The 26390-nt window shown below is 64.5% G+C and carries 30 protein-coding genes; 18 read left to right on the top strand and 12 right to left on the bottom strand.

The genetic code is table 11. From position 1 onward, the window contains the following. Positions 1 to 2 precede the first annotated feature (2 nt). From AC4K8G_RS10385 to AC4K8G_RS10395, 3 genes are read left to right on the top strand one after another with little or no spacing between them, the layout of a single operon-like run. On the top strand, positions 3 to 983 hold the full coding sequence (locus tag AC4K8G_RS10385; RefSeq protein WP_491734076.1) for a YihY/virulence factor BrkB family protein: 981 nt from the start codon (positions 3 to 5) through the stop codon (positions 981 to 983). Continuing rightward, positions 980 to 1783 (top strand): enoyl-ACP reductase FabI, encoded by an 804-nt coding sequence (gene fabI, locus AC4K8G_RS10390; protein ID WP_491734077.1) that lies wholly within the window; start codon positions 980 to 982, stop codon positions 1781 to 1783. The genes AC4K8G_RS10385 and fabI overlap by 4 nt, the downstream gene beginning before the upstream one ends. Continuing rightward, complete coding sequence (locus AC4K8G_RS10395) at positions 1783 to 2052, top strand: acylphosphatase (protein ID WP_491734078.1); 270 nt, start codon at positions 1783 to 1785, stop codon at positions 2050 to 2052. The genes fabI and AC4K8G_RS10395 overlap by 1 nt, the downstream gene beginning before the upstream one ends. Here AC4K8G_RS10395 and AC4K8G_RS10400 read toward each other — a convergent pair. Continuing rightward, complete coding sequence (locus AC4K8G_RS10400) at positions 2049 to 3338, bottom strand: adenylosuccinate synthase (protein ID WP_491734079.1); 1290 nt, start codon at positions 3336 to 3338, stop codon at positions 2049 to 2051. The two genes, AC4K8G_RS10395 and AC4K8G_RS10400, sit on opposite strands and share 4 nt — an antisense overlap. Positions 3339 to 3504: 166 nt before the next feature. Between AC4K8G_RS10400 and AC4K8G_RS10405 the strand changes: the two genes are divergently transcribed. Continuing rightward, positions 3505 to 3768: a hypothetical protein gene (locus AC4K8G_RS10405; protein ID WP_491734080.1), complete on the top strand. Its 264-nt coding sequence runs from the start codon at positions 3505 to 3507 to the stop codon at positions 3766 to 3768. An 80-nt stretch (positions 3769 to 3848) separates the two neighbouring features. On the opposite strand, the gene serA is transcribed toward AC4K8G_RS10405, so the two are convergent. Both serA and AC4K8G_RS10415 read right to left on the bottom strand, forming a co-directional pair. Then, complete coding sequence (gene serA / locus AC4K8G_RS10410; RefSeq protein ID WP_491734081.1) at positions 3849 to 5438, bottom strand: phosphoglycerate dehydrogenase; 1590 nt, start codon at positions 5436 to 5438, stop codon at positions 3849 to 3851. Then, a complete protein-coding gene (locus tag AC4K8G_RS10415) occupies positions 5435 to 6574 on the bottom strand; it encodes a phosphoserine transaminase (protein ID WP_491734082.1) in 1140 nt (379 codons plus the stop codon). Before AC4K8G_RS10415 ends, serA begins: the two co-directional genes overlap by 4 nt. A gap of 371 nt (positions 6575 to 6945) precedes the next feature. Between AC4K8G_RS10415 and AC4K8G_RS10420 the strand changes: the two genes are divergently transcribed. The 3 genes from AC4K8G_RS10420 to xth are packed head-to-tail and all read left to right on the top strand — an operon-like array spanning position 6946 to position 9160. Further along, on the top strand, positions 6946 to 7995 hold the full coding sequence (locus AC4K8G_RS10420; RefSeq protein WP_491734083.1) for a M23 family metallopeptidase: 1050 nt from the start codon (positions 6946 to 6948) through the stop codon (positions 7993 to 7995). 37 nt (positions 7996 to 8032) lie between these two features. Further along, complete coding sequence (erpA, locus tag AC4K8G_RS10425) at positions 8033 to 8362, top strand: iron-sulfur cluster insertion protein ErpA (RefSeq protein WP_491734084.1); 330 nt, start codon at positions 8033 to 8035, stop codon at positions 8360 to 8362. 24 nt (positions 8363 to 8386) lie between these two features. Next, positions 8387 to 9160 (top strand): exodeoxyribonuclease III, encoded by a 774-nt coding sequence (gene xth / locus AC4K8G_RS10430; RefSeq protein WP_491734085.1) that lies wholly within the window; start codon positions 8387 to 8389, stop codon positions 9158 to 9160. Here xth and AC4K8G_RS10435 read toward each other — a convergent pair. After that, entirely contained in the window at positions 9157 to 9702 is a 546-nt protein-coding gene (locus AC4K8G_RS10435; protein WP_491734086.1) for a hypothetical protein, read from the bottom strand. The genes xth and AC4K8G_RS10435 overlap by 4 nt on opposite strands. 81 nt (positions 9703 to 9783) lie before the next feature. Between AC4K8G_RS10435 and AC4K8G_RS10440 the strand changes: the two genes are divergently transcribed. Next, on the top strand, positions 9784 to 10842 hold the full coding sequence (locus AC4K8G_RS10440) for a winged helix-turn-helix domain-containing protein (RefSeq protein WP_491734087.1): 1059 nt from the start codon (positions 9784 to 9786) through the stop codon (positions 10840 to 10842). Here the strand turns inward: AC4K8G_RS10440 and AC4K8G_RS10445 are convergent. Beyond that, complete coding sequence (locus tag AC4K8G_RS10445; RefSeq protein ID WP_491734088.1) at positions 10839 to 11978, bottom strand: GNAT family N-acetyltransferase; 1140 nt, start codon at positions 11976 to 11978, stop codon at positions 10839 to 10841. The two genes, AC4K8G_RS10440 and AC4K8G_RS10445, sit on opposite strands and share 4 nt — an antisense overlap. A 100-nt stretch (positions 11979 to 12078) precedes the next feature. Between AC4K8G_RS10445 and AC4K8G_RS10450 the strand changes: the two genes are divergently transcribed. The 3 genes from AC4K8G_RS10450 to rplQ all read left to right on the top strand — a co-directional run bounded on the left by AC4K8G_RS10450 (position 12079) and on the right by rplQ (position 14354). Beyond that, positions 12079 to 13182, top strand: a complete 1104-nt coding sequence (locus AC4K8G_RS10450; RefSeq protein WP_491734089.1) for a fatty acid desaturase family protein — start codon at positions 12079 to 12081, stop codon at positions 13180 to 13182. 65 nt (positions 13183 to 13247) lie between these two features. After that, positions 13248 to 13766 carry a CPBP family intramembrane glutamic endopeptidase gene (locus tag AC4K8G_RS10455; RefSeq protein WP_491734090.1) on the top strand — a complete coding sequence of 173 codons (519 nt, stop codon included), beginning with the start codon at positions 13248 to 13250 and terminating at the stop codon, positions 13764 to 13766. A gap of 168 nt (positions 13767 to 13934) precedes the next feature. Next, positions 13935 to 14354 (top strand): 50S ribosomal protein L17, encoded by a 420-nt coding sequence (gene rplQ / locus AC4K8G_RS10460; protein WP_491734091.1) that lies wholly within the window; start codon positions 13935 to 13937, stop codon positions 14352 to 14354. A gap of 11 nt (positions 14355 to 14365) precedes the next feature. On the opposite strand, the gene AC4K8G_RS10465 is transcribed toward rplQ, so the two are convergent. Continuing rightward, on the bottom strand, positions 14366 to 15691 hold the full coding sequence (locus AC4K8G_RS10465; protein WP_491734092.1) for a surface lipoprotein assembly modifier: 1326 nt from the start codon (positions 15689 to 15691) through the stop codon (positions 14366 to 14368). A 63-nt stretch (positions 15692 to 15754) separates the two neighbouring features. Next, on the bottom strand, positions 15755 to 16588 hold the full coding sequence (locus AC4K8G_RS10470) for a HupA family protein (protein WP_491734093.1): 834 nt from the start codon (positions 16586 to 16588) through the stop codon (positions 15755 to 15757). 172 nt (positions 16589 to 16760) lie between these two features. Between AC4K8G_RS10470 and AC4K8G_RS10475 the strand changes: the two genes are divergently transcribed. Beyond that, on the top strand, positions 16761 to 16952 hold the full coding sequence (locus tag AC4K8G_RS10475) for a hypothetical protein (protein ID WP_491734094.1): 192 nt from the start codon (positions 16761 to 16763) through the stop codon (positions 16950 to 16952). Between the two features lie 132 nt (positions 16953 to 17084). After that, complete coding sequence (locus tag AC4K8G_RS10480) at positions 17085 to 17666, top strand: hypothetical protein (protein WP_491734095.1); 582 nt, start codon at positions 17085 to 17087, stop codon at positions 17664 to 17666. A 58-nt stretch (positions 17667 to 17724) separates the two neighbouring features. Here the strand turns inward: AC4K8G_RS10480 and AC4K8G_RS10485 are convergent, their stop codons facing one another. Both AC4K8G_RS10485 and AC4K8G_RS10490 read right to left on the bottom strand, forming a co-directional pair. Beyond that, positions 17725 to 18225 (bottom strand): SRPBCC family protein, encoded by a 501-nt coding sequence (locus AC4K8G_RS10485; protein ID WP_491734096.1) that lies wholly within the window; start codon positions 18223 to 18225, stop codon positions 17725 to 17727. Beyond that, on the bottom strand, positions 18222 to 18563 hold the full coding sequence (locus AC4K8G_RS10490; RefSeq protein ID WP_491734097.1) for an ArsR/SmtB family transcription factor: 342 nt from the start codon (positions 18561 to 18563) through the stop codon (positions 18222 to 18224). Before AC4K8G_RS10490 ends, AC4K8G_RS10485 begins: the two co-directional genes overlap by 4 nt. Before the next feature lie 91 nt (positions 18564 to 18654). Between AC4K8G_RS10490 and guaA the strand changes: the two genes are divergently transcribed. The 5 genes from guaA (at position 18655) to AC4K8G_RS10515 (ending at position 23927) form a co-directional block, all read left to right on the top strand. After that, positions 18655 to 20214 carry a glutamine-hydrolyzing GMP synthase gene (gene guaA / locus AC4K8G_RS10495; RefSeq protein WP_491734098.1) on the top strand — a complete coding sequence of 520 codons (1560 nt, stop codon included), beginning with the start codon at positions 18655 to 18657 and terminating at the stop codon, positions 20212 to 20214. A gap of 16 nt (positions 20215 to 20230) precedes the next feature. Beyond that, on the top strand, positions 20231 to 21148 hold the full coding sequence (locus AC4K8G_RS10500) for an NADP-dependent oxidoreductase (RefSeq protein WP_491734099.1): 918 nt from the start codon (positions 20231 to 20233) through the stop codon (positions 21146 to 21148). A gap of 16 nt (positions 21149 to 21164) precedes the next feature. Next, positions 21165 to 21545, top strand: coding sequence for a VOC family protein (locus AC4K8G_RS10505; RefSeq protein ID WP_491734100.1), 381 nt, complete (start codon positions 21165 to 21167; stop codon positions 21543 to 21545). Between the two features lie 104 nt (positions 21546 to 21649). Next, on the top strand, positions 21650 to 22225 hold the full coding sequence (locus AC4K8G_RS10510) for a L,D-transpeptidase family protein (RefSeq protein ID WP_491734101.1): 576 nt from the start codon (positions 21650 to 21652) through the stop codon (positions 22223 to 22225). Between the two features lie 52 nt (positions 22226 to 22277). Beyond that, a complete protein-coding gene (locus tag AC4K8G_RS10515) occupies positions 22278 to 23927 on the top strand; it encodes a CAP domain-containing protein (RefSeq protein ID WP_491734102.1) in 1650 nt (549 codons plus the stop codon). Here AC4K8G_RS10515 and AC4K8G_RS10520 read toward each other — a convergent pair. From AC4K8G_RS10520 to AC4K8G_RS10530, 3 genes are all read right to left on the bottom strand, one after another. Next, entirely contained in the window at positions 23924 to 25282 is a 1359-nt protein-coding gene (locus AC4K8G_RS10520) for a sensor histidine kinase (RefSeq protein WP_491734449.1), read from the bottom strand. The genes AC4K8G_RS10515 and AC4K8G_RS10520 overlap by 4 nt on opposite strands. Before the next feature lie 27 nt (positions 25283 to 25309). Then, positions 25310 to 25993, bottom strand: coding sequence for a response regulator transcription factor (locus AC4K8G_RS10525; RefSeq protein WP_491734103.1), 684 nt, complete (start codon positions 25991 to 25993; stop codon positions 25310 to 25312). A 109-nt stretch (positions 25994 to 26102) separates the two neighbouring features. Then, on the bottom strand, positions 26103 to 26339 hold the full coding sequence (locus tag AC4K8G_RS10530) for a hypothetical protein (protein WP_491734104.1): 237 nt from the start codon (positions 26337 to 26339) through the stop codon (positions 26103 to 26105). Between the last annotated feature and the right edge of the window lie 51 nt (positions 26340 to 26390).

Below are 26390 nucleotides of genomic sequence, written 5' to 3' on the forward strand. Positions count from 1 at the left end.
GCATGCGCGCGGCCTTCGGCACGGAGGTCGAGGAGAAGCTCAAGTCGCGGGTCACTCCCTGGGAGATCGTCAAGCGGGTCGCGATCGGCGTCTACAACGACGGCTTCATCCACGCCGGCAACCTGGCGTACCTTTCGGTGCTCGCGCTGTTTCCCTTCTTCATCCTCGCCGCCGCTGTCGCCCACCTGTTCGGCCAGAGTCAGGATGCGCAGCTGACTGTCTTCAACGTGCTCCGCCGGCTGCCGCCCAACGTCGCCGAGACGCTGCAGGGGCCGATCCAGGAAGTGCTGAACGCGCGCACCGGGCCCTTGCTGTGGTTCGGCGCGGTCGTCGGACTGTGGACTGCGGCGAGCTTCGTCGAGACGATCCGCGATATCCTGCGGCGGTCCTATGGCGTTAAATTCTGCGCGCCGTTTTGGGAATATCGGCTGGGATCGATCCTGCTGATCCTTGGTGCGGTGCTGCTGCTGATGATCGCATTCGCGGCAAGCGTGATCCTGAGCTCGCTCCACCACGTGCTGGTCGAATGGTTCCCATTCGCGGGCGGGATCGCAACGCGGCTCGGGATCTACCGGCTGGTGCCTGCTTTCACCCTGTTCGGCACCTTCTATGCTTTGTTCTTCGCGCTGACCCCGGCACGTTATCGAAAGCATGGTTGCAGGAAGTGGCCGGGCGCCTTGTTCATCACCCTGTGGTGGCTGGCGACGGTCGAGATCCTGCCGTTCGCGCTCGGCCTGTTCGGCGGCTACAGCCTGACCTACGGCAGCCTCGCCGGGGTCATGATCACCCTGCTGTTCTTCTTCGCGGTCGGCCTCGGCGTGGTGATCGGCGCGGAGCTGAACGCGGCGCTGGCAGAAAGCGGCGCGACCGCGCTAAAGGGCGAGGTCTACACCGGGCCGTACAGCGATGAGCTCGAGGTCGAAGAACCGCAGCCGGGAGAGGATGTCGTGGTGGAACTGGAGACAGGGGGGCCGCAGCTTTGACGGGGTTGATGCAGGGCAAGCGCGGGTTGATCATGGGGCTTGCCAACGATCGCTCGCTGGCATGGGGTATTGCGCGGGCGGTAGCCGGGCAGGGCGCGGAGCTGGCTTTCTCCTACCAGGGTGAGGCGCTTGAGAAGCGCGTCCGGCCGCTCGCCGGTGAGCTTGGTTCAGAGCTGCTGGTCGACTGCGACGTCAGCGACATGAAGGCGCTCGACAAGACGTTCGACGAGCTGAAGGAGCGGTGGGGCAAACTCGACTTCGTGGTCCACGCGATCGGCTATTCCGACAAGAATGAGCTGCGCGGGAAATTCGTCGACACGTCGATGGACAATTTCCTGATGACCATGAACATCTCGGTCTACAGCTTCGTCGCGGTCGCGCAGCGGGCGAAGGCGATGATGGAGCCCGGCGGATCGCTGCTTACGCTTACCTATTACGGCGCCGAGAAAGTCATTCCGCACTACAATGTCATGGGCGTGGCCAAGTCCGCGCTCGAGACGAGCGTCAAATATCTCGCGGCCGACCTGGGTCCCGACGGCATCCGCGTCAACGCCATCTCCGCGGGGCCGATCAAGACGCTGGCTGCCAGCGGCATCGGCGACTTCCGCTACATCATGAAGTGGAACGAATATAACTCGCCGCTCCGCCGCAACGTCACCATCGAGGATGTCGGCGGTGCGGGACTCTACTTCGTTTCCGACCTGTCGTCGGGCGTGACCGGCGAGATCCACCATGTCGACGCCGGCTATAACGTCGTCGGCATGAAGGCCGAGGACGCGCCCGACATCGCCACCGTTTGATGCTCGCGCGGCGGGTCCGGATCACCGGCCTGGTGCAGGGCGTGTTCTTCCGCGCATGGACGCGCGAGGAAGCTAAGCGGCTCGGCCTGGTCGGCTGGGTGCGAAATTGCGCGGATGGCTCGGTCGAAGCGCATATCGAAGGCGATCCCGGCATGGTCCGGTGGATGATCGACAAGCTCGCTTACGGCCCGAAAGGCGCGCGGGTCGACGGCTGTGAAGCGCGCGACGTCGAGCCGGAAAACCTAAAGGCGTTCGAAATCCGGCCCTAGCCGGCGAACGGATCCCGGACGAGGATCGTGTCGTCGCGTTCGGGGCTGGTCGACACCAGTGCGACCGGGCAGCGGATCAGCTCTTCGATGCGGCGCACATATTTGACCGCGCGGGCCGGCAAATCGGCCCAGCTGCGCGCGCCGCGCGTCGAGCCCTCCCAGCCCTTGATCTCCTCATAGATCGGCTCGACCCGCGCCTGGTCCGCGGTATGTGGCGGGAGGTAGTCGAACTTCTTCCCGTCGATCTTGTACCCGGTGCAGATCTTCACCGTGTCGAAGCCGTCGAGCACGTCGAGCTTGGTCAGCGCGACGCCAGTCACACCGCTGACGGCGACGGCCTGGCGGACCAATACCGCGTCGAACCAGCCGCAGCGGCGCTTGCGGCCCGTTACCGTGCCGAATTCATGGCCGCGTTCGCCCAGCTGCTGCCCGACCTCATTGTCCTGCTCGGTTGGGAAGGGGCCCGAGCCGACGCGGGTGGTGTAGGCCTTGACGATACCAAGCACGAAACCGGCGCCCGACGGACCGATGCCGCTCCCCGACCCGGTCGTGCCGGCGACAGTATTGGACGAAGTAACGAACGGGTAGGTGCCATGATCGACATCTAAGAGCACGCCCTGAGCGCCCTCGAACAGGATGCGCTTGCCCTTGCGCAGCGCGCCGTCGAGGTCGCGCCAGACCGGCTTGGCGAAGGGGAGGACGAAGTCGGCGATCTCGGCGAGGTCGCGCTTCAGCCGATCGCGATCGACCGGTGGCTCGCCAAAGCCGGCGCGGAGCGCGTCGTGGTGCGCGCACAGGCGATCAAGCTGCGGATCGAGGTCGTCGAGATGGGCGAGGTCACAGACGCGGATCGCGCGGCGGCCGACCTTGTCCTCATAAGCGGGGCCGATGCCGCGCCCGGTGGTACCGATCTTGCCGGAACCCGCCGCATTTTCGCGCAAGCCGTCGAGGTCGCGGTGGATCGGCAGGATCAACGGGCAGGTTTCGGCGAGGCGCAACACCTCTGGCGTGACGTCGATGCCCTGGTCGCGGATGCGCTCGATCTCGGCCTTCAGCGCCCATGGGTCGAGCACGACGCCATTGCCGATGACCGACGGCGTGCCGCGCACGATCCCGCTCGGCAGGAGCGACAATTTGTAGGTCTGGTCGCCGACGACCAAGGTGTGGCCAGCATTGTGGCCGCCCTGGAAGCGGACCACCATGTCCGCGCGGCTGGCGAGCCAATCGACGATCTTGCCTTTGCCTTCGTCGCCCCACTGGGCGCCGATGACGGTCACGTTACCCACGAGAAATCCTTGTTTTAAGCGGTCCGCAGGCTCCTAGGGTGCAAGGCGCGGCGCGTCCACCCGGTGCGAATTGTTGGCTAAGCGGAACAGAAAAGCCGGGCCGGGCGTATTGCTCGCCTGGACGTGCCCCGGCGCGGCCTATTGAGACCACATAAGGGGAAAGCAAATGAAGACCACCACCGTTCTCGCGATCGCGCTCGGCCTGGGTTCGCTCGCGGCTTGCAACAAGAGCCCGCAGGAACAGACCGCCGACAACATCGAAGCGAATGCCGAGAATGTCGCGGACACGATGGAAGCGAACGTCGACAACGCGGCTGACGCGATGCAGGCGAATACCGAGAATGCTGCTGACGCCGTCCGCGATGCGGGCGAGCAGAAGGCTGACACGGTCCGCAACGGCGCCGACGCCGACGGCAACAGCGCCAACTAATCTATCAAGTACCGGCCGTCCGCACGCAGGCGGCTGGCCACAGGGCGCCCCTCCGACCGGAGCGGGCGCCCTTTTCTTATCTAGAAGCTGAGCGGGACGACTTCGCGGACGCCCGGGATGGCGTGAAGCTCGCCCGCGACATCGCGGCTGATCGGATCGTCGACCGAGACCAAAGCTACCGCCTCGCCGCCGGCTTCATGACGACCGAGGTTGAAGGTCGCGATGTTGATCTTGTTCTCGCCAAGCCTGGTGCCGAGCGCGCCGATGAACCCGGGCGCGTCGTCGTTGACGATGTAGATCATCTGGCCGTCGAGCTCGGCTTCGACCTGGATGCCGAAGATCTTCACGAGGCGCGGCGCGCGGTTCCCGAACAGGGTGCCTTCGACGCGGCGCGGGCCATGGTCGGTGCCGACGGTGACCGCGATCAGGGTGTGATAGTCGCCCTCGCCTTCGTTGCGGATTTCGCGCACGGCAATGCCCCGCTCCTTCGCAAGGTACGGTGCGTTGACCATGTTCACCGTGTCCGACCAGGTGCGCATCAGCCCTGCAAGAACCGCGCCGGTGATCGGCTTGATGTTGAGTTCGGCGGCATGGCCTTCGACCTCAATATCGATCGAGCGAATCTCGGTGCCAGCGATCTGTCCGACCAGGCGGCCGAGCTTCTCGGCAAGACCCATATAGGGCTTTAGCCGCGGCGCTTCCTCGGCCGACAGCGACGGCACGTTCACCGCATTGGTGATTCCGCCGAGCAGCAGGAAATCGGCCATCTGCTCCGCGACCTGGATCGCGACGTTGACCTGCGCTTCGGTGGTTGAGGCCCCCAGGTGCGGGGTGCAGATGAGGCCCGGCGTGCCGAACAGCGGATTTTCCTTGGCCGGTTCCTGGCTGAAGACGTCGAGCGCCGCGCCCGCGACATGGCCGCTTTCGAGCGCGTCTTTCAGAGCCGCTTCGTCGATCAGGCCGCCGCGCGCGCAATTGACGATGCGTACCCCCGGCTTGGTCTTGGCCAGCGCATCGCGGCTGATAATCCCGCGGGTCTGGTCGGTCAGCGGCGTGTGCAAGGTGATGAAGTCGGCGCGGGCGAGCAGCTCATCGAGCTCGACCTTGTCGACGCCGAGTTCGACCGCGCGTTCTGGCGACAGGAACGGGTCGTAAGCAGCGACCTTCATCTTGAGGCCATGGGCGCGGTCGGCGACGATCGACCCGATATTGCCGCAGCCGACGAGGCCCAACGTCTTGCCCGCGAGCTCGACGCCCATGAAGCGACTCTTTTCCCATTTGCCGGCCTGCGTCGACTGGTCTGCCTGCGGGATGTCGCGGGCGAGCGCGAAGAGCATCGCGATCGCATGCTCGGCGGTGGTGATGGAGTTGCCGAACGGGGTGTTCATGACGACGATGCCGCGTGCCGAAGCGGCGGGCACGTCGATCGTGTCGACACCGATTCCGGCGCGACCGATCACCTTCAGGCGGGGGAGCGCGGCATCCATGATTGCGGCGCTGATCTTGGTCGAACTACGGACCGCAATGCCGTCATAGTCGGCGGCAATCGCCGCCAGTTCTTTCGGCGCGAGCCCGGGCTTTTCGTCGACGTGAATGCCGCGGTCGCGGAAGATCGCCGCGGCCCTGGGGTCCATCTTGTCGGCGATGAGAACGCTTACTTGCTCGGTCATTTGGTCTGCTCCCCAACCTGAGCCCAGGCCCAATTGAGCCACGGCCCAAGGGCCTCGATGTCGGCGGTGTCGACGGTCGCTCCGCACCAGATGCGGATACCCGGCGGTGCATCTCGATAGGCCCCGATGTCGAAGCCCGCGCCTTCGGCTTCGAGCAGCTTCGCGATCGCCTTCTGCCGGGCCCTATTGGCTTCGACATTCGAGCGATCGGCGAATTGTAGGCAGAGCGAGGTGTTGGAGCGGATCGCGGGGTCGGGCACGAGATGCTCGATCCAATCGGCCGACTGGACCCAACGGTCGAGCGCCGCGGCGTTGGCGTCGGCGCGGGCGACGAGCGCCGAAAGGCCGCCGGTCCGTTCGGCCCAGTCGATGCACAGCAGCCAGTCCTCGACCGCCAGCATCGATGGCGTGTTGATCGTCTCGCCGCGGAAGATGCCGTCGATCAACTTGCCGCCTTTGGTCAGGCGGAAGATCTTGGGGAGCGGGCGCGGCGCAGGCCGTTCGAGCCGCTCAACCGCGCGGGGAGAGAGCACGAGCATGCCGTGCGCCGCTTCGCCGCCGAGCGCCTTTTGCCAGCTGAAGGTACCCACATCGACCTTCGCCCAGTCGATTCGCTGGGCAAAGGCGGCGGAAGTAGCGTCGCAGATCGAGAGGCCGGTGCGGTCAGCCACGATCCAATTCCCGTCGGGCACGCGAACGCCGCTGGTCGTGCCGTTCCAGGTGAAGACCACGTCGCTCGACGGATCGATGCCGGACAGATCCGCGATCTCGCCATAGCCGGCGGTACGGATATCGGCGTCGAGCTTCAGCTGCTTGGCGACATCGGTAACCCAGCCGGCACCGAAGCTCTCCCACGCAAGCATGGTAACGGGCGCTTCGCCGAGCAGCGACCACAAGGCCATCTCCATCGCGCCGGTGTCGGACGCGGGGACAATGCCGAGGCGGTAGTCGGCGGGAAGCTCGAGCAAGGCGTGGGTGCGCTCGATCGCTTCGGCGAGGCGGGCCTTGCCGAGCGCCCCCCGATGCGAACGGCCGAGGACCGATGTGTCGAGGGCTTGCGCCGACCAACCGGGCGGCTTGGCGCAGGGTCCGGAAGAAAAGAAAGGACGCGCCGGAAGCGCGTTAGGACGTGTCATCAATTTCACTCTCCTCGCAGAGAGCTCGCGCCGCGTTGGGACGGCGTGGCCCGAAGCCGGCTCTAGTGGCTGGACTCGGGAAGGCAATGGCGCGCGTGAAAGATTCGCGACGAGGCGCTTCAAGGGCTTGGAATTGCTCGAATCCGGAGCGGATGAGCGCCAGATGAACGATTCATCGCAAGAGTCCGCCGACTCGTCCCGCCTTCAGGAACCGTAGGTTGAATTTGTTAACCATCCGGAAGCAGGGTCTGCCTGCCGATACACGTGGCGGGCAACCGCGTTGCAGGCTGGGGGCGGGGAGCTCCTAATTCGAGTGGACGAGCGTGGCACGCAAGAAGCGTGTGGCGTTGAAGCTTTGGAGCGGGGACACAATGACGCAAGTACTGGCCGCGACGTCGGGCCTATTTCGCGATCGCGATCTGTTCGTGCACGACGGCTCCAAGCTTCGTCGATTCCGCATTTCCGCGCCCGTTCAAGCCGTCCTCTTCGTCATCCTGCTCGGCCTCGTGGCCTGGGCCAGCTACGCCACCGCCCGCCTGATTACCCGCCCGCACGGCATCAACAGCCTCGCAAGCCTCTCCGCAGCGACCGAGCAGCGTGCTCGCATGATCGAGCAGCGCCAGGCGCTGATCGAGGCAGCGCTGAGCGGCCAGAAGATTGATGCGAAGATGGTTGCAGCGGCCGCCGGTGGCCAGCTCGTCAAGGATGGCCCGCTCGCTCGTGTCGAACAGCAGCAGATGGAGCAGGCCGCGCTCGTCGCCGCTGCGCTCGACGTCCGCTACCAGGTCACCGCCGCCGAGCTGAAGAAGCTCGGCATCAGCCCGGCCCGCGTCGGCGCCGATGGAGTCGGCGGCCCGTTCGAGTCCGCCGGCAACCCGACCTTCAAGGCGCTGTTCAACAGCTGGAAGAAGCTCGACCAGCTCCAGGACGGCGTGATCGCCATTCCTTCCGATAAGCCGGTCAGGTCCGACGTGTCGTTCAGCAGCGGCTTCGGCGTCCGCTCCGACCCGTTCCATGCCGGTGCGGCAATGCACCCGGGCATCGACCTTGCGGGCGCTTATGGCACGCCGATCTACGCGACTGCAGACGGCACCGTGCTTCGCGCGGGCTGGAACAGCGGCGGTTACGGCAATTTGGTCGAGATCGACCACGGCCGGGGCATCACCACCCGTTACGGCCACATGTCGGCGGTTCTGGTTTCCGCGGGCGAGCATATCAACCGCGGCCAGCTGATCGGCCGCATGGGTTCTACCGGCCGCTCGACCGGCAATCACCTGCACTATGAAGTGCGGATCGACGGCCGCGCCGTGAACCCGATCCCGTTCATGAAGTCGACCGATTACGTCCTTGCCATGCAGCGCCGCGCCAACGCCGCGCCGATGGAATCGCTGGCGATCGGCGGACCGGGCGGCGGCAAGTAAGGTTGTCGCGCCCGCCGGCGCTTCCTATCTCGCTCTTGTGAGCGAAGCAGACATCATCCTCACCGAGAATGCAGCCAAGCGCGTGGCGTGGATCGCCGAACGCCAGGCCAAGCCCGCGATCCTGCGTCTCGCGGTCGACGGCGGCGGCTGCGCGGGTTTCACCTACAAGTTCGAGCTCGGCGATCAGGCCGATGACGACACCGTCACCGAGACCGACGGTGTGAAGCTGGTCGTCGACCCGATGAGCCTGGAGCTGGTCAAAGGTTCGGCGGTCGATTTCGTCGAGGATTTGGGTGGCGCGGCGTTCAAGGTCACCAATCCGAACGCCCAGTCGGGGTGCGGCTGCGGATCGAGCTTCTCGGTCTGATTTCGAACGGCTAGGGCGGGCGCCATGAAGCTCGTCACTTACAATCTCAATGGCATCCGCGCGCGCCTCCCCCGGCTCCTCGAATGGCTCGACCGCGAGAAGCCCGACGTGGTCGCGCTGCAGGAGCTGAAATGCGCCGACGAGGCGCTGCCGATCGCGGATATCGAAGCTGCCGGATACAGCGCGGTGTGGCACGGGCAGAAGGGCTTCAACGGTGTCGCGATCCTGGCAAAAGGCGCGACCCCCGAGCTGCGGCGCGTGGGACTTCCGGGTGATCCCGACGATAGTCACAGTCGCTATATCGAGGCCGAGGTCTACGGCATTATCGTCGGCTCCATCTATCTCCCGAACGGCAATCCGGTCGGCACCGAGAAGTTCGAGTACAAAATCCGCTGGATGGAGCGGCTGCGCGAGCGCGCCGCGGAACTGATCAAGGAAGAGAAGCCGGCGATCCTGTGCGGCGACTGGAACGTCGTGCCCGAAGATCGCGATGTCTTCTCGGTCCGCGCAACCCAGCATGACGCGGTGATGCAGCCCGAAGCGCGCGATCAGTGGCGTCGGATCGTCAATCAGGGCTGGACGGACGCGCTGCGCTCATTCCATCCGGACGAGCCCAAGCTCTACACCTTCTGGGACTATACGGCCGGCTGTTGGCAGCGCGACCTTGGCTTCCGGCTCGATCACCTACTCTGCTCGCCCGAGGCGGCCGACCGGCTGCGGGGCGCCGGCGTGGATCGCTGGGCGCGTGGCGAAGAGAAGGCCTCCGACCACGCGCCGACCTGGGTTGAGCTCAGCTAATCGGAATCGCTCCGGGCTGCGGCTCGGAAGAAAGCTGCAGAGGTCAGCCACAGCAAGGCGAAGAATCCGTTGAACAGCAAAGCCCTCGGCGCTCCGCCGGGAAAGCTTTCGGCGGACGGTGCGGTCGCGATGGCGATTCCGACCAGCACCTGCATCACAGCGACGCCGGTCATAGTTCGCGACATTCCGGCAGGCCGGAACCAGGCGGCGAACGAGCCGACAACCGCCGCCATCACCAATTCGAAGAAAATCATGCCGTCGCCATTATCGCGAACGATCGTCGTCCACACCGTCATCAGGCAGGTGACGAGCGCGAGGCCGGCGCCCGCACGGTAAGCGCGACTTCCGCTCGCGCGTTCGGCGAGCTCGTAGAGCAGCGTCACCCCGCCAATCATCGTTCCGGCGAACAGGAAGTCGCCGATGCCCCAATTCCACTCATCGCTGACCTGCATCATCACCGCCGGCAAGAGCAGCAGGACCAGCACAGCGGTCCATCGCGCGATCCGCCACGCGTTCCAAAGTCGATCGGTCGATTCAGTCATGCTTGCGCCTCCGATTGCGGCACCGGTCTTGGCACGACAGAATATGATCAGCATGAGCATCTTGTGAGGATGTGCTGAAGAATGACGGCGGGCAGCTTTCGCTTCGGAGACTTTACGTTCGATCCGGCTGAGAGGCTGCTTCGGCGGGGCCCGGAGCGGCTCGACGTCAGCAGCCGCTACCTCGATGCGCTAACCTTGCTGCTTCGTGATCGTGGGCGCCTCGTCACCAAGGACCGCTTCATGGACGAGGTGTGGCGTGGGGTCCCAGTGACCGACGAGGCGCTGACCCAGTGCATAAGGACCTTGCGCCGCGAGCTCGGTGACGATGCCGCGCGGCCACGTTTCATCGAGACAGTGCCCAAGCACGGTTACAGATTCATTGGGGATGCCGAGTGGTCGGGCGGTGGCGCGAAGGCATCCGCTGCGATTACTTCGCAAGCCGCCCGCATTGTGTTGCGCACCGCCGCCGCCGGCGGTGGCGGCGGCGCTGTCGCGGGAATCGCCGGCGGCCTGCTCTACGGACTGGTCATGTCGCGAGCGCCCGGCGATGAGATCGGCACATTATCCGTGCTGCTCGTGTTGTCGACGCTGACGACCTTGATCGGGCTGGTCGGCGGATTGGGCGTCGGCGCGGGGATCGGCGCGGCCAAGCTGATACCGGGCGACAAGTGGCAAGCAACCGCGGGCGGCGGGATGCTGGGCGGCCTCGCGACCGGCGCCATTGCCCGCCTCCTCGGCCTCGACGGGTTCGCATTGCTGTTGGGCCATTCCCCAGTCGCAATGACGGGCGCGGCGGAGGGAGCGCTGCTGGGCGCCGCGCTCGGACTATCGGCGTGGATCTCGTCTCGCCGTGGCCTCGATGTCCGCCGCAGCGCGGCGGTCGGAGGTCTAGCCGGTGCGATTGCCGGGCTGCTCGTCCCGCTGCTCGGTGGTCATTTGCTGGGCGGGAGCCTCAATCTTCTGTCGCAAGGATTCCCGGATGGCCGGCTGCGGTTGGACGCGATCGGTTCGCTCGTCGGAGAGCAAGGCTTCGGTCCGATCAGCGAAGCGCTGACCGCGACGATCGAGGGCGGCGTTTTTGGGCTGTGCCTTGCCGGCGCGCTAGCGCTCGGCCGGCGTAGGGCCAAAGCTGCGGGTTAGAGCGCCTTCTCGAAGATCCGGTAGCGGTGGTTGACCTTCGCGCTCGGCAGCTGGGCGATCGACAGCATCCCCTTATTGTCCTCGAGGATCCAGCCGAACTCGCCAACCTTGATGCCGAACTTTCCGACGCAGTCGCGCCGTGTATATTCGATCAGCATGAAGGCGAGCTGGCTCGCCAGGCGCGTCTGGTGGAGCTTTTTCGCGACGCCCATCAACGGCACGCGTGAACGCCGCGTCTTCGGGTTGTGGAGGCGCCACAGCAGCTTGGCCCAGCCGAACGGGAGCATCTCGCCGTTCAGATCGGCGATCATCTCGTTGATGTCGGGAAGCGTGATCATGAAGGCGACCGCTTCTCCATCGACCTCGGCGACCCGCACCAGCTCATTGTAGATGATCGGCTTTAGCTTCTTGCCGGCGTAGGCGATCTCGGCCTCGGTCAGCGGGACATAGCCCCAATTGTTCGACCAGGCGTCATTCAAGAGGTTGAGGATGATCCTCGCTTCCTGGTCGAACTTCGACTTATCGATCATCCGGATCTTGATGTGCGGGTTGCGCTCGCCCATCGCGATCAGGCGGTTGATCATCGGGTCGTCCCAATGTTCGATATCGACTTCGTAGGTCAGGAGGTCCTTGGCCTTGGTGTAGCCGGCGGCCGTGATCCAGGCATGATATTCGGGCTTGTGATGGCCCATCATCACCGTCGGCGGCTCGGAGAAACCTTCGATCTCAAGGCCCGGCTCATCCCAGATCGACAGGCTGATTGGGCCAAGCGACTGGGTCATGCCCTGCGCGCGAAGCCATTCCTCGGCCTTGGCGATGAGCGCGGCCGACGCTTCGCCGTCGAGTGCGTCGAAGAAGCCCCACTGGCCGATGCCTTTGCCCATATGTTCCTGGACGAGATCGTCGACCTGCGCGCTGATCCGGCCGACGACCTTCCCGCCGCGCTCGGCCAGCCACAGCTGCGCCTTGGCATGTTCGAACCAGGGGTTCTTGCCCGGCGTAATGAGTCCGTGGACTTCATCCTTGAGGGGCGGGATCCACGCCGGATCGTCCTTGTAGACCTCCCACGCAAAGTCGACGAAGGCTTTTTTGTCCTTCTTGGTTTCAACCGGGCGGATGGTGACGGCGTTGCTCATGGCGCGACTGGCTAGCGGCTGAATGCGTTCAGCGCCAGTGAACCTTCAAACGCCCAATTCGCGCCACTATCTCCTGCGAAAGAGAAGTTTCAGCAAAGCCATGACGAAAACCGCGACCCTCCAGCGCTCGACCGACGCTGCCGCGCCCAACGGGCAGCGGGCGCCGCTGCGCGCCAAGGACGATGCCGCGATGCTAAAGGCCGCGGCGAACCTGACGCGCGACCTCAACGTGCCCCGATCTTCAATCTACTGGGCGGACATGCTGGGATCGGCGCTGCTCGGTTATGCCGGGCTGTTCACCGCGATGCTGGTCAGCGGCTGGGTTGCGATCGCGGCCGGACTCATAGCCGTACTCTCGCTCTATCGCGCGGGGTCGTTCATTCATGAGCTGACCCACATCAAGAAGGGCTCCGTGAAGGGCTTCCGCTTCACCTGGAACCTGGTCGTTGGCGTGCCCCTCCTGGTGCCGAGTTTCATGTATGAGGGCGTCCATAACCAGCACCACGCCAAGCGCTATTACGGGACGGTCGACGATCCCGAATATCTGCCGCTGGCGCTGATGCACCCGTGGACCCTGCCGGTATTCCTGATCGCGGCCGCACTGGCGCCGATCGGCATGCTGATCCGGTTCGCGATCCTGGCTCCGCTGTCGCTGCTGTTTCCGAAACTGCGGGCCTTGGTCGTCGGCCGCTATTCGGGCCTGCAGATCAATCCGAAGTTCGTTCGTCCCAAACCCGAGGGCGACTTCGCGCGCGACTGGGCTTGGCAGGAAGCGGCGTGCAGTGTCTGGGCGATCGCGCTGCTCGCAATGGTCGCGACCGGCGTCGTCCCAATGCGCGATTTCCTGATCTTCCTCGGCATTTCGTCTGGCGTGATGTTCCTCAACCAGATCCGCACGCTGGTCGCGCACCTGTGGGAGAATGACGGCGAGCCGATGTCGGTGACCGCGCAGTTCCTCGACAGCGTCAACGTGCCGCCGCCAGGCACCCTGCCGGCGCTGTGGGCACCGGTGGGCCTGCGCTACCACGCGCTTCACCATTTGCTCCCGGGCCTGCCCTATCACGCGCTCGGCGAGGCGCACCGCCGGCTGTGCAAGGAGCTGGAATCCGGATCACCCTATCATGCGTCCAGCCACCGCGGCCTGACTCCGCTAGTCCGCCGCCTCGCGGGAAGCACCCTTCGCGGAGCTCAAGCCCGCATCTAGCGCTTGACTCATGTAACTCAAAGGTTACAAGTAACCCATAGGTTACTTATCTTTGGGGTTTTCACGTGAGTGCAATCACTTCGGCGGCGATGAAGGTCGCCGTCTCCGGCGGCGCGTTGGCAATTGTCCTGTTCCGGACTCGCGAAGTGCCGCGCGAGCGGATGGGCCTCGTTCGGCCACTAATCGTCCCGTCACTGCTGTTCGTTGTCGTCTATCTCGGCTGGATGCTGGCCAGCGACGCGGCCCTCGGCTGGCGTGGTGCCTGGGATTGGCGCCCGTGGCTGGCAGCCCCCCTCGCAGCTTCCGCGATGAGGGTAATTGCCGTCTGCTTCCTCGGCCCGGCCGTGGAAGAGTTGCTGTTCCGCGGATTCCTGTTCGGCTGGCTCCAACCACGGATTGGCACCGCCTTCACGATCGCGGCCACCGCCGCGTCCTGGGCGGTCCTTCATTACGAATATAGCTGGCAGGTAATCCTGGTCATCGTCGTTGATGGCATCCTGCTGGGCCTGACGCGCTGGCGGACGCGGTCAGTGATCACGCCGATCGTCATGCATATGCTCTATAATCTCTACGCGATCTGGTGACGGCGAAGGCCATAAGCTTGACTAAGCGGCCGAATTCCGCTTGAGGGCACGGCGTCCGGCGGGCTCCAAAGCTCGCCGTTGTCATTTAGGGCTTTGCGCAGTCGCCCCGAAGAACTGCGTGGCCGGGTCTACCTCACACGGGACCCTGACGAACGAAAGGACTGACCCATGCGCCATCGTGTTGGCCACCGTAAGCTTCAGCGCACCTCGAGCCACCGCGCGGCCCTGTTCCGCAACATGGCGGCTGCCCTCATCAAGCATGAGCAGATCACCACGACCACGGCCAAGGCGAAGGAGCTTCGCCCCTACGTCGAGAAGCTGGTGACGCTGGCTAAGCGCGGCGGGCTGTCGAACCGCCGCCTCGCCCAGTCGCGGCTGATGGACGACGCGCAGCTGGTGAAGCTGTTTGACGTGATCGGCCCGCGCTACGCGGCGCGCAACGGCGGCTACATCCGCATCATCAAGGCGGGCATCCGCGCCTCGGACGCCGCCCCGATCGCCGTGATCGAATTCGTCGACCGCGACGTTTCGGCAAAGGGCCAGGATTCGGGCCCGGTGATGGTCGAGGAAGAGTTCGAAGCCGCCTAAGCGGCTTCGCCTCAAAAACTCCGAGACACCCCGAAATCGAGGCGTGTGCGATGGTAATCGTACAGCGCGATATTCGCTTGGCTGTCGCTATGGGTGACGCGAATTAGCGGCGAGAAGCCGGCCAGCCGAACCTTGTCGAAAATGACCCCGCCGCTGAGGTCGATGCGCCAGTCGTGGCGCGTCTTGCCGAACAGGAACAAGGGCGCGAGCCCGCGCGTCCGGTTGTAGGCGAAGTCGACGTAAGCGGTGATCGTCGGGAAACGCTTGGCAAGCAGCAGCTCCGCACCAAGCTGGCGCAGGCTTTCCGGCTTCACGCGCGCATCGAGCGCGGCGAAGCGCAACGACAGGCGCGCGGTGGAATCCGGCGCCAGTTGCCGTGCAATGTCGGCGCTGAGCGAGGTCCGCCACGCGTCCTGGTCGCGATTGGGCTGGATGTTTTGACGGACTCGCGAAGCGTTGAGCTCGAGCTGGGTCTTCTCGCCGAGTTGCTTCAGCCAATTGAGTGATGCACCGAACCCGGTCGAATAAGGATGTCCACCATACCAGCGCCGCTCGTAGAGGGCGGCGGGGCGAATACGCCCGAACTTGCCGTCCAATTCGGGGCCGCTGTCGGCGGTGACCTGGGTGTCGTTGAAGCGCGACTTGGTGAAAAGGTCGGCGTGCGCGCCGGCGCGGCTCAATAGATCCAAGCTTCCGATGGCGTTGCGGGTGAAGGCTTGGCCGCCGAAGGCGAAGCCAATCCCCGACTGCGCGCGCGCGTCCGGGTCGAGCTCGAACGGCGCGATGATCGTGTCGACATATTGTGCGCTGGTCGCGCGGTTGATGTTCGAATCCGGGCCTGCCGACATTTCGAGCGACAGACCGCGCCGTTTTGTTGAGGGAATGGCGTTGGCGAAACGCCGTACGCTCTGCTCGACCTCCAGCGGGAGCCCAGCGCGCTCGGCAACCGCGATCTCTTTGCGGGCTTCTTCATTTTTGCCCATTCGAGCGAGGATCCGCGCGAGCTCAAGCCGCGCCGGATTGGCGTTCGGTTGCTCGGCCAGCAGATCGCGAAGCGCCTGCGCCGCGGCCGGAAGATCGCCCATCTTTTCGCGCAAGGCCGCCAGCCTAAAACGCGCCTCGGCGCGAAGCTCAGGGTGGATATCCTGGGTGAGCGCCTGAAGGATCCCAGCCGCGCCCTCGGCGTCACCTTGTTCGTAGAGCGTGTCGGCAAGCGCGAAGAGCTGTGCCGGGCCGGTCCGCACGCATCCCTTTTCGGGAACGCAGTCGTCAGAAGGCATCGAGGGAGGCGTGGCGGCCGCCTGGCCAAGCGCCAGGGCGGCAAGAAGTGTCAGCATCGGCCAGCCCGGACAAAAAGAGACGGAGGAAAGGCGGTGCCCTCCCTCCGTCCGTGCATCGAATTAATTGCCGACGATGACGCCGGTGCCGTTTCCGTTGTTGCCACGGATCCGGAACGTGCCGCCGACTTCCTGGGCCGTCGGGCCGTAGAAGTTGCCGGCGACGTCCATTGCATAACCACCGCCGTTGGTGACGCCGGTGCCCTTGAAGCTCGCGCTCGCCGTGGCGATCGAGCCGGTGCCGGTCATCGTGCCGAACGAGAAAGCGGTACCCGAAGTCTCAGGCGTCGCGTTCGCAGTCGTGCTGTAGGTGAGCGTTCCGCCCGATGCGCCAAAGTTCGCGGTGAACGTGCCGGTGCCGCTGACAGAGTAGGAGCCGGTCTTGTTGACGAACGTGCCGTCCACGATCGTCGAATAGGTGCCCGTGCCGCTGCTCACTGCCGACGACGGCGACTTAGTGCCGAAGACGACATAGGTGTCGTTGACGCTGGTCGTACCGCTCGCGGTCGAGGTCCGGCGCCACTGGCCATAATCGACGTAGCTCAGCGAAATCAGCGGAGCCCCACTGTTCAGCACGCGGAGCGTCTCCGTCGTGCCGGTGCCCGGCTTGCTGTAGGTCGTGAAATTGGCGTTGGTCGAAGAGATGTTCGACGGCCCAAAAGTCGACGTCGTCGTGACGCTGCCGGTGTCGCGCACTGTATAAGTGCCCGCGACCGGATCATAGACGACCGTGCTGGTTGCACGCGTGAAGTTGCCCCACCCGGAGGCCGCGGTCGACGTCTTCGAATATTTGAACGTCGACTGCGTCGCCGAATAGGTCGTTGGCGCTGCCACCGAAGGAGTCGCAGTGAAAAACAGGGCGACACTGGTCGCCGCTAGGCCACTGATAATACGCATCTTTGCCCCTCCTTGAGATCCAGCGACCTTAGCTTTCGAAAGCGGTCTTGGCGAGATCGCAATTTGAGCCGGATCGAAGGGAGGTTTTCCGCGCCGTGATTGCCCCCCGTGACTCGGCGCGCCTGTGGATAAGTGGTATGGCTCGACTCGCTATCAGTCGGGATCCGGGGGGATGCTCTACTATCGCCTGTATTTCATGGACCGGTTCAGCGGTCACATCGATCATTTCCGCGAGTTCGAAGCGGAGAATGATGATGAGGCTGTTCAAATCGCGGATGGTTGGAAAAGCGGCCGGGCGATGGAACTGTGGAACAGGCATCGCAAACTGAAGCGCTGGGACGAACAAGTCGGCTTGCCGGATTAACGGTAGCAATACAGCAGCTTAACCGCAGCAAACAGGCGGTTCAGCCATCATGCAACGCCGTAACGATATTGGACGAATTAGACGGCCGTGCGTTGTGCCCGGCGAGTCAGGGAAATGTGAGGAGTAAGGGCCATGAAGGCTTTCACGAAGTTTCTGGTTGGTGGCGGCGTCGCGATTGCCGCATTGGCCAGCGCGGCCCCGGCCGCGGCGCAATATTACCCCGGCACCGGCTACGGCTACCCGGGTTACGGCAGCGGCAATGTCGTCGGCCAGGTGATCAACCAGGTCCTCGGCGGCGGCTATAATGGCTATGGCTATAACGGCTACGGCTACGGCCAGGCGAACAGCCAGGCCGCGGTCAGCCAGTGTGTCGGTGCTGTCCAGGCTCGCCTGAACGGCGGCTACGGCAGCTACGGCTACAACGGCTATGCCAACAACGGTTATGGCCAGGCCCGCGTGCTTGGCATCAGCCGGGTCGAGCAGCGCTCGAACGGTGGCCTCACCGTTCGCGGCGTCGCCAACAGCGGCCGCTATGCCGGTGCCTATGGCTACAACGGCCAGCAGCAGGTCGACCTGACGTTCAAGTGCAAGACCGACTATCGCGGCTTTGTCACCGACGTCGACGTTGACCGTGCCCAGGGTGCGTATGGCTACAACAGCTACACGCCCTATTCGAACTACGACTACTCGCAGTACGGCTACCGCCGCTACTAAGGGACTTTAGTCCAAGCGAACGGATGCGCCGGGGTCGAAAGACTCCGGCGCATTTCGTTCAAGCGTTTGCGGTGAGGCCCTGGGCATATTCCTCGAGCTGGGTTGCGACCGTCCCCCAGCCGTCTTGGAAGCCCATTTGCTCGTGCTTCTCGCGGTCGGCCTCGTCCTTGTGGAGAGAAACTGCACGGTAGGCTGTCTTGCCGTTTCCGGCGTCTTCGAACGTGATGATTGCCGTCATCGGAAAGGCCTCGCAGCCTTCGCCGGTTTCGTTTGGCCGGTAACCGGGACCAAGCGCGCTGGTCCAGCTGAGCTTCTGTTTCTCGACAACCTCGAGCACGCAGCCGGGAACGCCGTGCCCGGTGTCGAAACCGTCAGGCCCGACCATGCGAATGCGAAACACGCCGCCCGGGCGGAGATCCAGGTCGCACTCCGTGATCTGATACGGCTTGGGCGCGAACCACTGCTTGATATGCTCGGGATTGGTATAGGCTTCCCACACCAGCTCGACCGGAGCGTCGAGGGTTCGTTCAAGCACAAGGTCGGTGTTACCGGCCATCATTCTTCTCCTTTGGTTTTCAAAGTTGCGACGTAATTTTCGAAGCGGTCGAGCTGCGCTTCCAATTCCTTTCGCCGGCGGCTGAGCCAGTCCTCGGCGAGGCCGAGCGCATCGGCCTGCATGCGCACGGTGCGGACCCGACCCTTTTTCTTCGACGCGACGAGGCCGCTCGATTCCAGCGCCTTCAGATGCTGGAGGACGGCGGGGAGACTGATCGGAAGAGGGGAGGCGAGCTCGCTGACGGAGGCAGGCCCCTTGGCCAGCCGCGCGAGCATCCCGCGGCGGACAGGGTCGGCAAGGGCGGCGAACGCGCGGTCGAGTGCGAGCGAATCGTTAAGCATGCGCTTAAGTATCGCGCGTTCGAAGCCCAAGCAAGATACTTAATGCATCGCTTAACTTTACTCTTTCTTCCGCTCTCTCTATCGGCCCCCAATGACGGTCCAGCCCACTGAATCCATCCTCATCGTCGACTTCGGCAGCCAGGTGACGCAGCTGATTGCGCGCCGCATCCGCGAAGCCGGCGTCTATTCCGAAATCGCCCCGTTCAACTCGGCCGACGAGGCGTTCGAGCGCCTCCAACCTAAGGGCATCATCCTGTCTGGCGGCCCCTCGTCGGTGACGTGGGAAGACAGCCCGCGCGCTCCGCAGCACTTTTTCGACAAGGGCCTGCCGGTCCTCGGCATCTGCTACGGGCAGCAGGCGATGGCGGAGCAACTCGGCGGCGCCGTTGCGCCAGGCGACAATCGTGAGTTCGGCCGCGCCTTCATCGACATCATCGACGACAGCGCTTTGTTCGACGGCCTGTGGAAGGTCGGCGAGACGCATCAGGTGTGGATGAGCCACGGCGATCGCGTCGAGCAATTGCCCGACGGCTTCAAGATTGTCGCAAGGTCAGAGGGCGCGCCTTATGCGATCGCGACCGACGAAGACCGGCGTTTCTATTCGACCATGTTCCACCCGGAGGTCGTGCACACACCGGACGGCGGCAAGCTGCTCGCGAATTTCGTTCGTCACGTTTGCGGCTGCGCTGGCGACTGGACCATGGCCAGCTTCAAGGACGCGAAGATCGCCGACATCCGGGAACAGGTCGGCGATGGCCGGGTCATCTGCGGGCTTTCGGGCGGCGTCGACAGCGCGGTTGCGGCGGTGCTGATCCACGAAGCGATCGGCGAGCAACTGACCTGCGTGTTCGTCGACCATGGGCTGATGCGCATGGGCGAGGCCGAGCAGGTCGTGTCGCTGTTCCGCGGTCACTACAACATTCCGCTGGTCCACGTGGACGCGAGCCGCGACTTCCTCGGCGGCCTGGAGGGTCTCAGCGACCCCGAGAAGAAGCGCAAGTTCATCGGCGCCGAGTTCATCAACGTGTTCGAGGCAGAGGCCAAGAAGATTGGCGGCGCGGACTTCCTCGCGCAGGGCACGCTCTATCCGGACGTGATCGAAAGCGTCAGCTTCACCGGCGGCCCGTCGGTGACGATCAAGAGCCATCACAATGTCGGCGGGCTGCCCGAGCGCATGAACATGAAGCTGGTCGAGCCGCTGCGCGAATTGTTCAAGGACGAGGTGCGCGAACTTGGCCGCGAACTCGGACTGCCCGAGATCTTCGTTGGCCGCCACCCGTTCCCGGGCCCGGGCCTCGCCATCCGTATCCCGGGCGAGGTCACCGAGGAGAAATGCGATATCCTGCGCAAGGCCGACGCCATCTATCTCGAAGAGATCCGCAATGCCGGCCTGTACGATGCGATCTGGCAGGCGTTCGCGGTTCTGCTTCCGGTGCGAACGGTCGGGGTCATGGGCGACTACCGTACCTATGACAGCGTCTGTGCGCTGCGCGCGGTGACCTCGCTCGACGGCATGACGGCGGACATCTACCCGTTCGATGCCGAGTTCCTGAGCCGCGTCGCGACCCGCATCGTCAACGAGGTCAACGGCATCAACCGCGTGGTCTACGATTACACGTCGAAGCCGCCCGGAACGATCGAGTGGGAGTGATCCAGGAGGCGTTTCGATGAAAGCGATTGTCGTCATCGATCAGGCTGCGGGAACAGCGGGCATGAAGCGGGTGGAACGTCCCGAGCCGGCGGCAGCGATCAACGACGTTATCGTCGAGGTTCATGCTGCCGGGTTCGTCAACACCGAGCTCGCCTGGCCTTCGACCTGGACGGACCGGCTCGACCGCGACCGGAGGCCGACGATTCCCGGGCACGAGGTCGCGGGAGTCGTCACCGCGCTTGGCTATGGGACAACGGGATTTTCGGTCGGAGAGCGGGTGTTCGGCCTTACCGATTGGTATCGCGACGGCACCCTGGCCGAAGTCGTCGCGGTCGAGGCGCGCAACCTGGCGCCTCTGCCGGACGAGATCGACTTCACGGTCGGCGCGAGCCTGCCGATCTCTGGACTGACCGCGTGGCAGGGATTGTTCGTGCACGGCCGTCTTCGCGCTGGGCAACGAGTGATTGCGCATGGCGCGGCCGGCGCGGTCGGGTCGATGGTGGTTCAGATCGCTCATGAGTTCGGCGCTCACGTTATCGGCACCGGGCGCGCGCCCGACCGCCAGAAGGCGCTCGATTTCGGCGCGAACGAGTTCATCGACCTCGATCACGAGTCTTTGGAAGACGTCGGCGAAGTCGACCTGGTGTTCGACCTCATCGGCGGGGACATCGGCAAAAGGTCGGTGCGGTTGGTTCGACCCGGCGGTGCCTTGGTATCGATCGTCGGCGCCGTCGAAGAGCCGCCCGCCGAGGGCCGCGCGATCGACTTCGTGGTCGAGGCGGATCGCGCGCAATTGGAAGAGATCGTCCAGCGGGTGCGCGATGGAAGGCTGCGCACGAACATCGGCACCGTGGCGTCGCTCGACGATGCGGTCGCGGCGTTCAATCCGACCGAGCGTCGGCCGGGGAAGACCATCATCCGCGTTCGCCCGTGAAGAAGAAAGCAGCAGCATGCACCGTTCGCGCATCAACGGCATTTTGATCGACTGCAACGTCGACGACATCGACGGAGCGGCGCGCTTCTGGGCGGAAGCCCTTGGCCGCCCGATCGATCCCGACCATCCGGGCACGCGCGGCGATTATGTCATGCTCGAAAACCGGCCGGACCAGGTGAGCGTGCAGATCCAGCGCGTGGACCATGAAAGCCGCGTCCATCTCGACATTGAGACCGACGATATCCCTGCTGAAGTCGAGCGGCTCGAGAAGCTCGGCGCGGTTGTCGATCGACGGCTTGAGCGCTGGGTCGTGATGCGCGCGCCGAGCGGGCAGCGCTTTTGCGTTGTTCGCGTCCAGCGCGAAGGCTTCGAGAAAGACGCGAACAACTGGAAATAGCGCAATAATCCCTAGTTAACAGTAACTTCGCGTTTACCGACGGATTGACTCGCAACCACTGCTCGCGCTGTCAGTTGCAGCCGAAACAACAGGCGGAAACGGCAGTGCGGACGATCACAAAATGGAGTGTTGCGGTCACGGCCGCCTTGCTTGCCGGCTGCTCCACCGCGCCGCCGCCAAAGGTTGCGGAAGCCCCACCGCCTGCGCCGAAGAACGAGCCGCCCTATCTGTGGACTCAGGGGGCCGCACCGCAAGCCTACAAGGACATGGTCGCTGAGCTGGGCCGTACCGGCCTCAAGCCCGGCGAATATGTCTGGGCCTCGTCGATCCCGACCGCGGGCGACACGCGCATCGTGATCGACCGCCTGATCCAGATGGCTTACGTTTACCGTGGCGATAAGCTTGTCGGCGCGGCGAGCGTTTCAACCGCCCGGCAGGGCCGCATCACGCCGCTCGGATTCTGGTCGGTGCTGGAAAAGCGGCCGATGTACCGCTCCAAGAAATACGACAATGCGCCGATGCCGTGGATGCAGCGCATCGACAGCTACGGGATCGCATTCCACGGCGGCGCGAACCCCGGCTATCCGGCGAGCCACGGCTGCATCCGCATGCCGATGAAGTTTGCCGAGAAGCTCTATGGCCTGACCAAGGTTGGGTCGAAGGTCGTGATCGAGGGCTGACTCCGCCTCGCCGGTGGCGTATCTTCTCCGCTTCCACTGAGCGGAGGGGGCGATGCTCAGGCTTTCGAAGTTGGTTTTGGCCGGCGTCGGCTCAGTCGCGCTCATTGCTGGCGACGCGGCATCGGCGCAGGGAGGACTCGGGGCCCGGATTACCGCGGCCGGGACGAAGCTCGACCAGGACGTCCAGACCTGCAAGCCGGTCGATCTCGGCGATTATCAATCGCTGCTCAATGAGGCGGCGCAAAACAAGATTCGTGCGGAAAAGGCGGCGAAGAAGGGCGTCCCGATCAACCAGGCTCAGGTAGATGCCGACCTGGCGAACGCGAACGCATTGTTTCAACGCGCGGTTGCCGCGCACGTCGGGCAGTGCGTGCGTCAGGCTCAGCAGACGCAACCCCAGCGCAAGACGACGGGGGCGTTGCCGGGTGGTCCGACTCCGGCGGTCGGCGGCGGACAAAGCTGCACGCCGACCCCGACACCCGCGGCGGCCGCTTCGGATGGTCCACGGATCCCGACCGAGGACGAGGTCAGGCACCTCGGTGAGCTCATGGACGACGCAGGGTCGTTTCACCGGGCGAGCGAGGCCGACTACGTATTGCGCGAGCTCGACGAAATGTCGGCGAAGCTTTCGCAAACGATCAAAGACGCCAAGAAGGCTGGCGAGTTCAGCAATATCGACGTCAAGGAGGCCGAAAAGCGGCTCAAGCTGATCGACGTATATCGGCTGGCGGGCGAGAGGTTCCGACTGCCGTGCCCGCCGCCCCAGCCGAAAAAGCCGACCGAAACGTCGATGAGACTCCCATCCTGGGCTCAGGACATTCTTACCGCGCACAATGCGGCGAGGGCCGCGGTCGGCGCCCCGCCGCTCAAATGGAATCCGGAGCTTCAGGATCATGCGGCCCAGCGCGCCGGAGAGCTCGCCCAGATCCGCCAGCTGGTCCATGCGCCGCGCGAGGGTCGCGGCACGGAGCGCGAGAACATTCTCAGTGCGCCAATCGGCTATTCGCCGCGTCAGTGGGTAAACCTCTGGACCAAAGAGAGCAGCAATTTCCGGCCCGGCCTTTTCCCAGACGTCAGCAACACCGGCAACTGGATGGACGTCGCGCACTACACGCAGATGATCTGGCCGCAGACCACGGAAATCGGCTGCGGCTACGCGCCGGGCGGCGGGTTCAACTGGCTCGTATGTCGCTACAATCCCGGCGGCAACAAAGACGGCAAGCCCGTGATCCGGCCGCGGCTGATCGGCGGCGATTACGGGGCTCCAAATGGACCAGTGTTGGCCGACAACGCTGCGGGTGTGGCTCCCGAAACGTCTACAACGACAACCGAGCGCCCGCCGCCACCTCCACCTCCAACCGCGAGAGATGAAGCGCCCGGCGGGAACGAGGATAACCACCCGCTGGTCGGCTATGGCGCGGAGGCCTTCATCCGACATTCGGCGGCGGTCGATTGTGGAAACCAGGCCGCCGCGGACGCCGAGCTGGCCAAGCTGCGCTACGCGATCGCCGAGCTGCGCAAGCGGCTGAAAGCGGCGAAGAAGGCCGGGGCAATGTCGGCGGTGAAGCCCGACGACGTTCAGCGGCAGATCAACCTGCTCGAATCATTCCTTCGTGCCGCGGAGCAAAGGAAACCGAAGGGCGCGTGCCCTGCGCCTCCTCCGCCGCCGCCGCCACCGCCGCCCCCGCCGCCGCCGCCTTAATTTGCGTTCTGGGTCTCGCGGTGAAGCGGCAGGGTCATGATCGTGAGCAAGCCCGGATGATTGTCCTCGAGCATCAGCTTGCCGTTGTGCAGGTGGGCGATCGCCTGCGCGAGCGCGAGGCCGAGGCCAGCGCCTTCATCCGAGCGGCTTGAATCGAGCCGGCCGAAACGCCGCAACGCTTCGGCACGAAGCGCTTCGGGAATGCCCGGACCCCGGTCCGCGACTTCGATCCGGACTTCACCCTCTCGCGGCAGCACGCCGACCCGGATTTCCTGGCCCGACGAGCCGTAGCGGATTGCGTTTTCAAGCAGGTTGCTGATCGCCTGGGCGAGCAGCTGGCGATGGCCGTAGAGCGGCGTGGCCCGCTCCGGTCGGTTGAACTTCAGGACCGCGCCCTTTTCCTCGACCAGCGGCTCGTACATTTCACTGAGCTCGGCCGACAGTTCGCCGGCGTCGAACCAGGCGAACTGGTTGCGGCCGGTCAGGGCTTCGGAGCGACTGATTTCCAGCACCGCGGTCAGGATACGCATGAGCGAATCGGCCTGGCGGATGACGCTCCCGAGCAATTCCTCCTGCTCTTTCGGATCGGTCGTCTCGGCCGCGGCATGCGCTGCCGTACGAAGCCGGCTTACCGGTGAGCGGAGATCGTGCGCGAGGCTGTCGGTCAGCAGGCGAAGCTCGCCCATCAGCGCGCTGATCCGGTCGAGCATAAGGTTGATCTGTCCGCCAAGGCGATCGAATGCGTCGCCCGTACCGGTCAGCGGGACTCGCTGCGACAGATCGCGCGCGCTGATCCGGTCCGCCACCTCCGTGATGCCGGCGATCCGCTGCCCGACATATTGGGCCAGGATGACGCCGCAGAGCAGCCCGAGAAGCCCGGCGAACATCAGGCCGATCAGCAGCGAGCTCTCCAGCGTTTCGCGAAGCGCCAGGCCCTCGCCGAAAATGCGCCCGGCGACGACCCACTGGCCGTTTGGCAGCTTCTGCATCACGATCGCACCTTCGTGCGGGGTCGTCTGGCCACGCAGTCGAATGAGGCCGTTCCGGTAGCCCTCGCGCCACGGCTGAGGGTCTGGCGGGACGGCGGCGAGATTGCCGATCAGCTCGCGGCCATTCCGGTCGAACAGGCCCACCGCAGTCTGCGGATCGCCATAGGTCAACGTATCCTCGACTGCGTCGTCTAGCGCCGCCTTGCCGCCGGTACGGTAGACGTCGGACAGGACCTTGCCTTGCTCCACCACCTGGCGGCGCACGGTCGACACCGCCTCGTCGTGGGTGCGCCAGTAGATGAAGCCGATCACCGCGATGTTCGACAGCAGCGCAAGCAACCCCGCGAGCAGGGCTATCCTCAACATGGTAGGCACGGGCGCGACCTTAGAAGGTTATGCGGCGAGCATGTAGCCCGCGCCTCTCACCGTATGAAGAAGCGGCTTTTCGAAGCCTTCGTCGAGCTTGCGACGCAACCGGCTGACATGAACGTCGATGACGTTGGTGCCCGGATCGAAATGGTAATCCCACACTTGCTCGAGCAGCATCGTGCGGGTGACGACGCGCCCTTCATTGCGGGCGAAATATTCGAGCAGGAGATATTCCCGCGGCTTGAGGTCGAGCTTCTTGCCCGCGCGCCTGACGCTCCGTGAAAGCGGATCAATCTCCAGGTCGCCAACGGTCAATCGATGATCAGCGGGATCGATTCGCGCTTCGCGCCGGCGCAGCAGGGCATTCACCCGGGCAAGGAGTTCGGCGAAGGAGAATGGCTTTACGAGATAATCGTCCGAACCGCACTCCAGGCCGTCGATGCGGTCGCCGACCGACGCCAAAGCGGAGAGGATCAGGACTGGCGTTTCGATATGCGCCGCGCGCAGTGCCCGAAGCACAGAAAGCCCGTCGAGGACGGGCAACATGCGGTCGAGGATGATGAGGTCAAAGGTGCCATCGGTCGCGCGGAACAGCCCGTCCTGGCCGTTGGTCGCCTCTTCGACGCTATGACCCTCCTGCGTCAGTCCCTTGGCAAGGTAGCCCGCGGTTTCGCGATCGTCCTCAATCAACAGGATCTTGCGGCCCATTAGCCCTCCTTTCGGCAGTGTTCATAACACGATTGGATGAAAGGCTCCCGCGCGGCGCGCCGAAAGGGGGAGGGAGTCGGGAGTCTGCGCCGCGCGGGAAACTTGTTACTTAAGCGGGCTTCTTGGCCGGTGCGGCCTTCTTGGCGCTGGCCGTCTTGACCGTCTTCTTCGCATGCGTCTTGGCCTTGGCGTGAGCCTTGCCCTTCGCAGGCGTGACCTTGGTCGTCGTGGTCGTGCTGACCTTCGCGCCGGCCGTCTTGGTCGTCATGGTGGTGGATTTGGTGGTCGCAAGCGCGGGGCTGGCAACGAGGCCGACCGCCGCGAGCGATGCGATAACAGCTTTCATTCGAGCTTCCTCCAATTTGCCGGCCAAAATGCGCCGGCTGTGGGCCCAATT

The sequence above is a fragment of the Sphingomonas sp. SP3 genome (assembly GCF_058514305.1).

Bases quoted from the DNA above. Each gene is read 5' to 3' on its own strand.
- AC4K8G_RS10435 (WP_491734086.1), bottom strand. From the start codon at position 9,702: ATGACTGAATCGACCGATCGACTTTGGAACGCGTGGCGGATCGCGCGA.
- AC4K8G_RS10485 (WP_491734096.1), bottom strand. From the start codon at position 18,225: ATGATGGCCGGTAACACCGACCTTGTGCTTGAACGAACCCTCGACGCT.
- AC4K8G_RS10440 (WP_491734087.1), top strand. From the start codon at position 9,784: ATGACGGCGGGCAGCTTTCGCTTCGGAGACTTTACGTTCGATCCGGCT.
- xth (WP_491734085.1), top strand. From the start codon at position 8,387: ATGAAGCTCGTCACTTACAATCTCAATGGCATCCGCGCGCGCCTCCCC.
- AC4K8G_RS10450 (WP_491734089.1), top strand. From the start codon at position 12,079: ATGACGAAAACCGCGACCCTCCAGCGCTCGACCGACGCTGCCGCGCCC.
- guaA (WP_491734098.1), top strand. From the start codon at position 18,655: ATGACGGTCCAGCCCACTGAATCCATCCTCATCGTCGACTTCGGCAGC.
- AC4K8G_RS10480 (WP_491734095.1), top strand. From the start codon at position 17,085: ATGAAGGCTTTCACGAAGTTTCTGGTTGGTGGCGGCGTCGCGATTGCC.
- AC4K8G_RS10465 (WP_491734092.1), bottom strand. From the start codon at position 15,691: ATGCTGACACTTCTTGCCGCCCTGGCGCTTGGCCAGGCGGCCGCCACG.
- serA (WP_491734081.1), bottom strand. From the start codon at position 5,438: ATGACCGAGCAAGTAAGCGTTCTCATCGCCGACAAGATGGACCCCAGG.
- AC4K8G_RS10530 (WP_491734104.1), bottom strand. From the start codon at position 26,339: ATGAAAGCTGTTATCGCATCGCTCGCGGCGGTCGGCCTCGTTGCCAGC.
- AC4K8G_RS10475 (WP_491734094.1), top strand. From the start codon at position 16,761: ATGCTCTACTATCGCCTGTATTTCATGGACCGGTTCAGCGGTCACATC.
- AC4K8G_RS10520 (WP_491734449.1), bottom strand. From the start codon at position 25,282: ATGTTGAGGATAGCCCTGCTCGCGGGGTTGCTTGCGCTGCTGTCGAAC.
- AC4K8G_RS10405 (WP_491734080.1), top strand. From the start codon at position 3,505: ATGAAGACCACCACCGTTCTCGCGATCGCGCTCGGCCTGGGTTCGCTC.
- AC4K8G_RS10490 (WP_491734097.1), bottom strand. From the start codon at position 18,563: ATGCTTAACGATTCGCTCGCACTCGACCGCGCGTTCGCCGCCCTTGCC.
- AC4K8G_RS10385 (WP_491734076.1), top strand. From the start codon at position 3: ATGCGCGCGGCCTTCGGCACGGAGGTCGAGGAGAAGCTCAAGTCGCGG.
- AC4K8G_RS10525 (WP_491734103.1), bottom strand. From the start codon at position 25,993: ATGGGCCGCAAGATCCTGTTGATTGAGGACGATCGCGAAACCGCGGGC.
- AC4K8G_RS10395 (WP_491734078.1), top strand. From the start codon at position 1,783: ATGCTCGCGCGGCGGGTCCGGATCACCGGCCTGGTGCAGGGCGTGTTC.
- AC4K8G_RS10500 (WP_491734099.1), top strand. From the start codon at position 20,231: ATGAAAGCGATTGTCGTCATCGATCAGGCTGCGGGAACAGCGGGCATG.
- AC4K8G_RS10505 (WP_491734100.1), top strand. From the start codon at position 21,165: ATGCACCGTTCGCGCATCAACGGCATTTTGATCGACTGCAACGTCGAC.
- rplQ (WP_491734091.1), top strand. From the start codon at position 13,935: ATGCGCCATCGTGTTGGCCACCGTAAGCTTCAGCGCACCTCGAGCCAC.
- AC4K8G_RS10445 (WP_491734088.1), bottom strand. From the start codon at position 11,978: ATGAGCAACGCCGTCACCATCCGCCCGGTTGAAACCAAGAAGGACAAA.
- AC4K8G_RS10515 (WP_491734102.1), top strand. From the start codon at position 22,278: ATGCTCAGGCTTTCGAAGTTGGTTTTGGCCGGCGTCGGCTCAGTCGCG.
- AC4K8G_RS10415 (WP_491734082.1), bottom strand. From the start codon at position 6,574: ATGACACGTCCTAACGCGCTTCCGGCGCGTCCTTTCTTTTCTTCCGGA.
- AC4K8G_RS10470 (WP_491734093.1), bottom strand. From the start codon at position 16,588: ATGCGTATTATCAGTGGCCTAGCGGCGACCAGTGTCGCCCTGTTTTTC.
- AC4K8G_RS10420 (WP_491734083.1), top strand. From the start codon at position 6,946: ATGACGCAAGTACTGGCCGCGACGTCGGGCCTATTTCGCGATCGCGAT.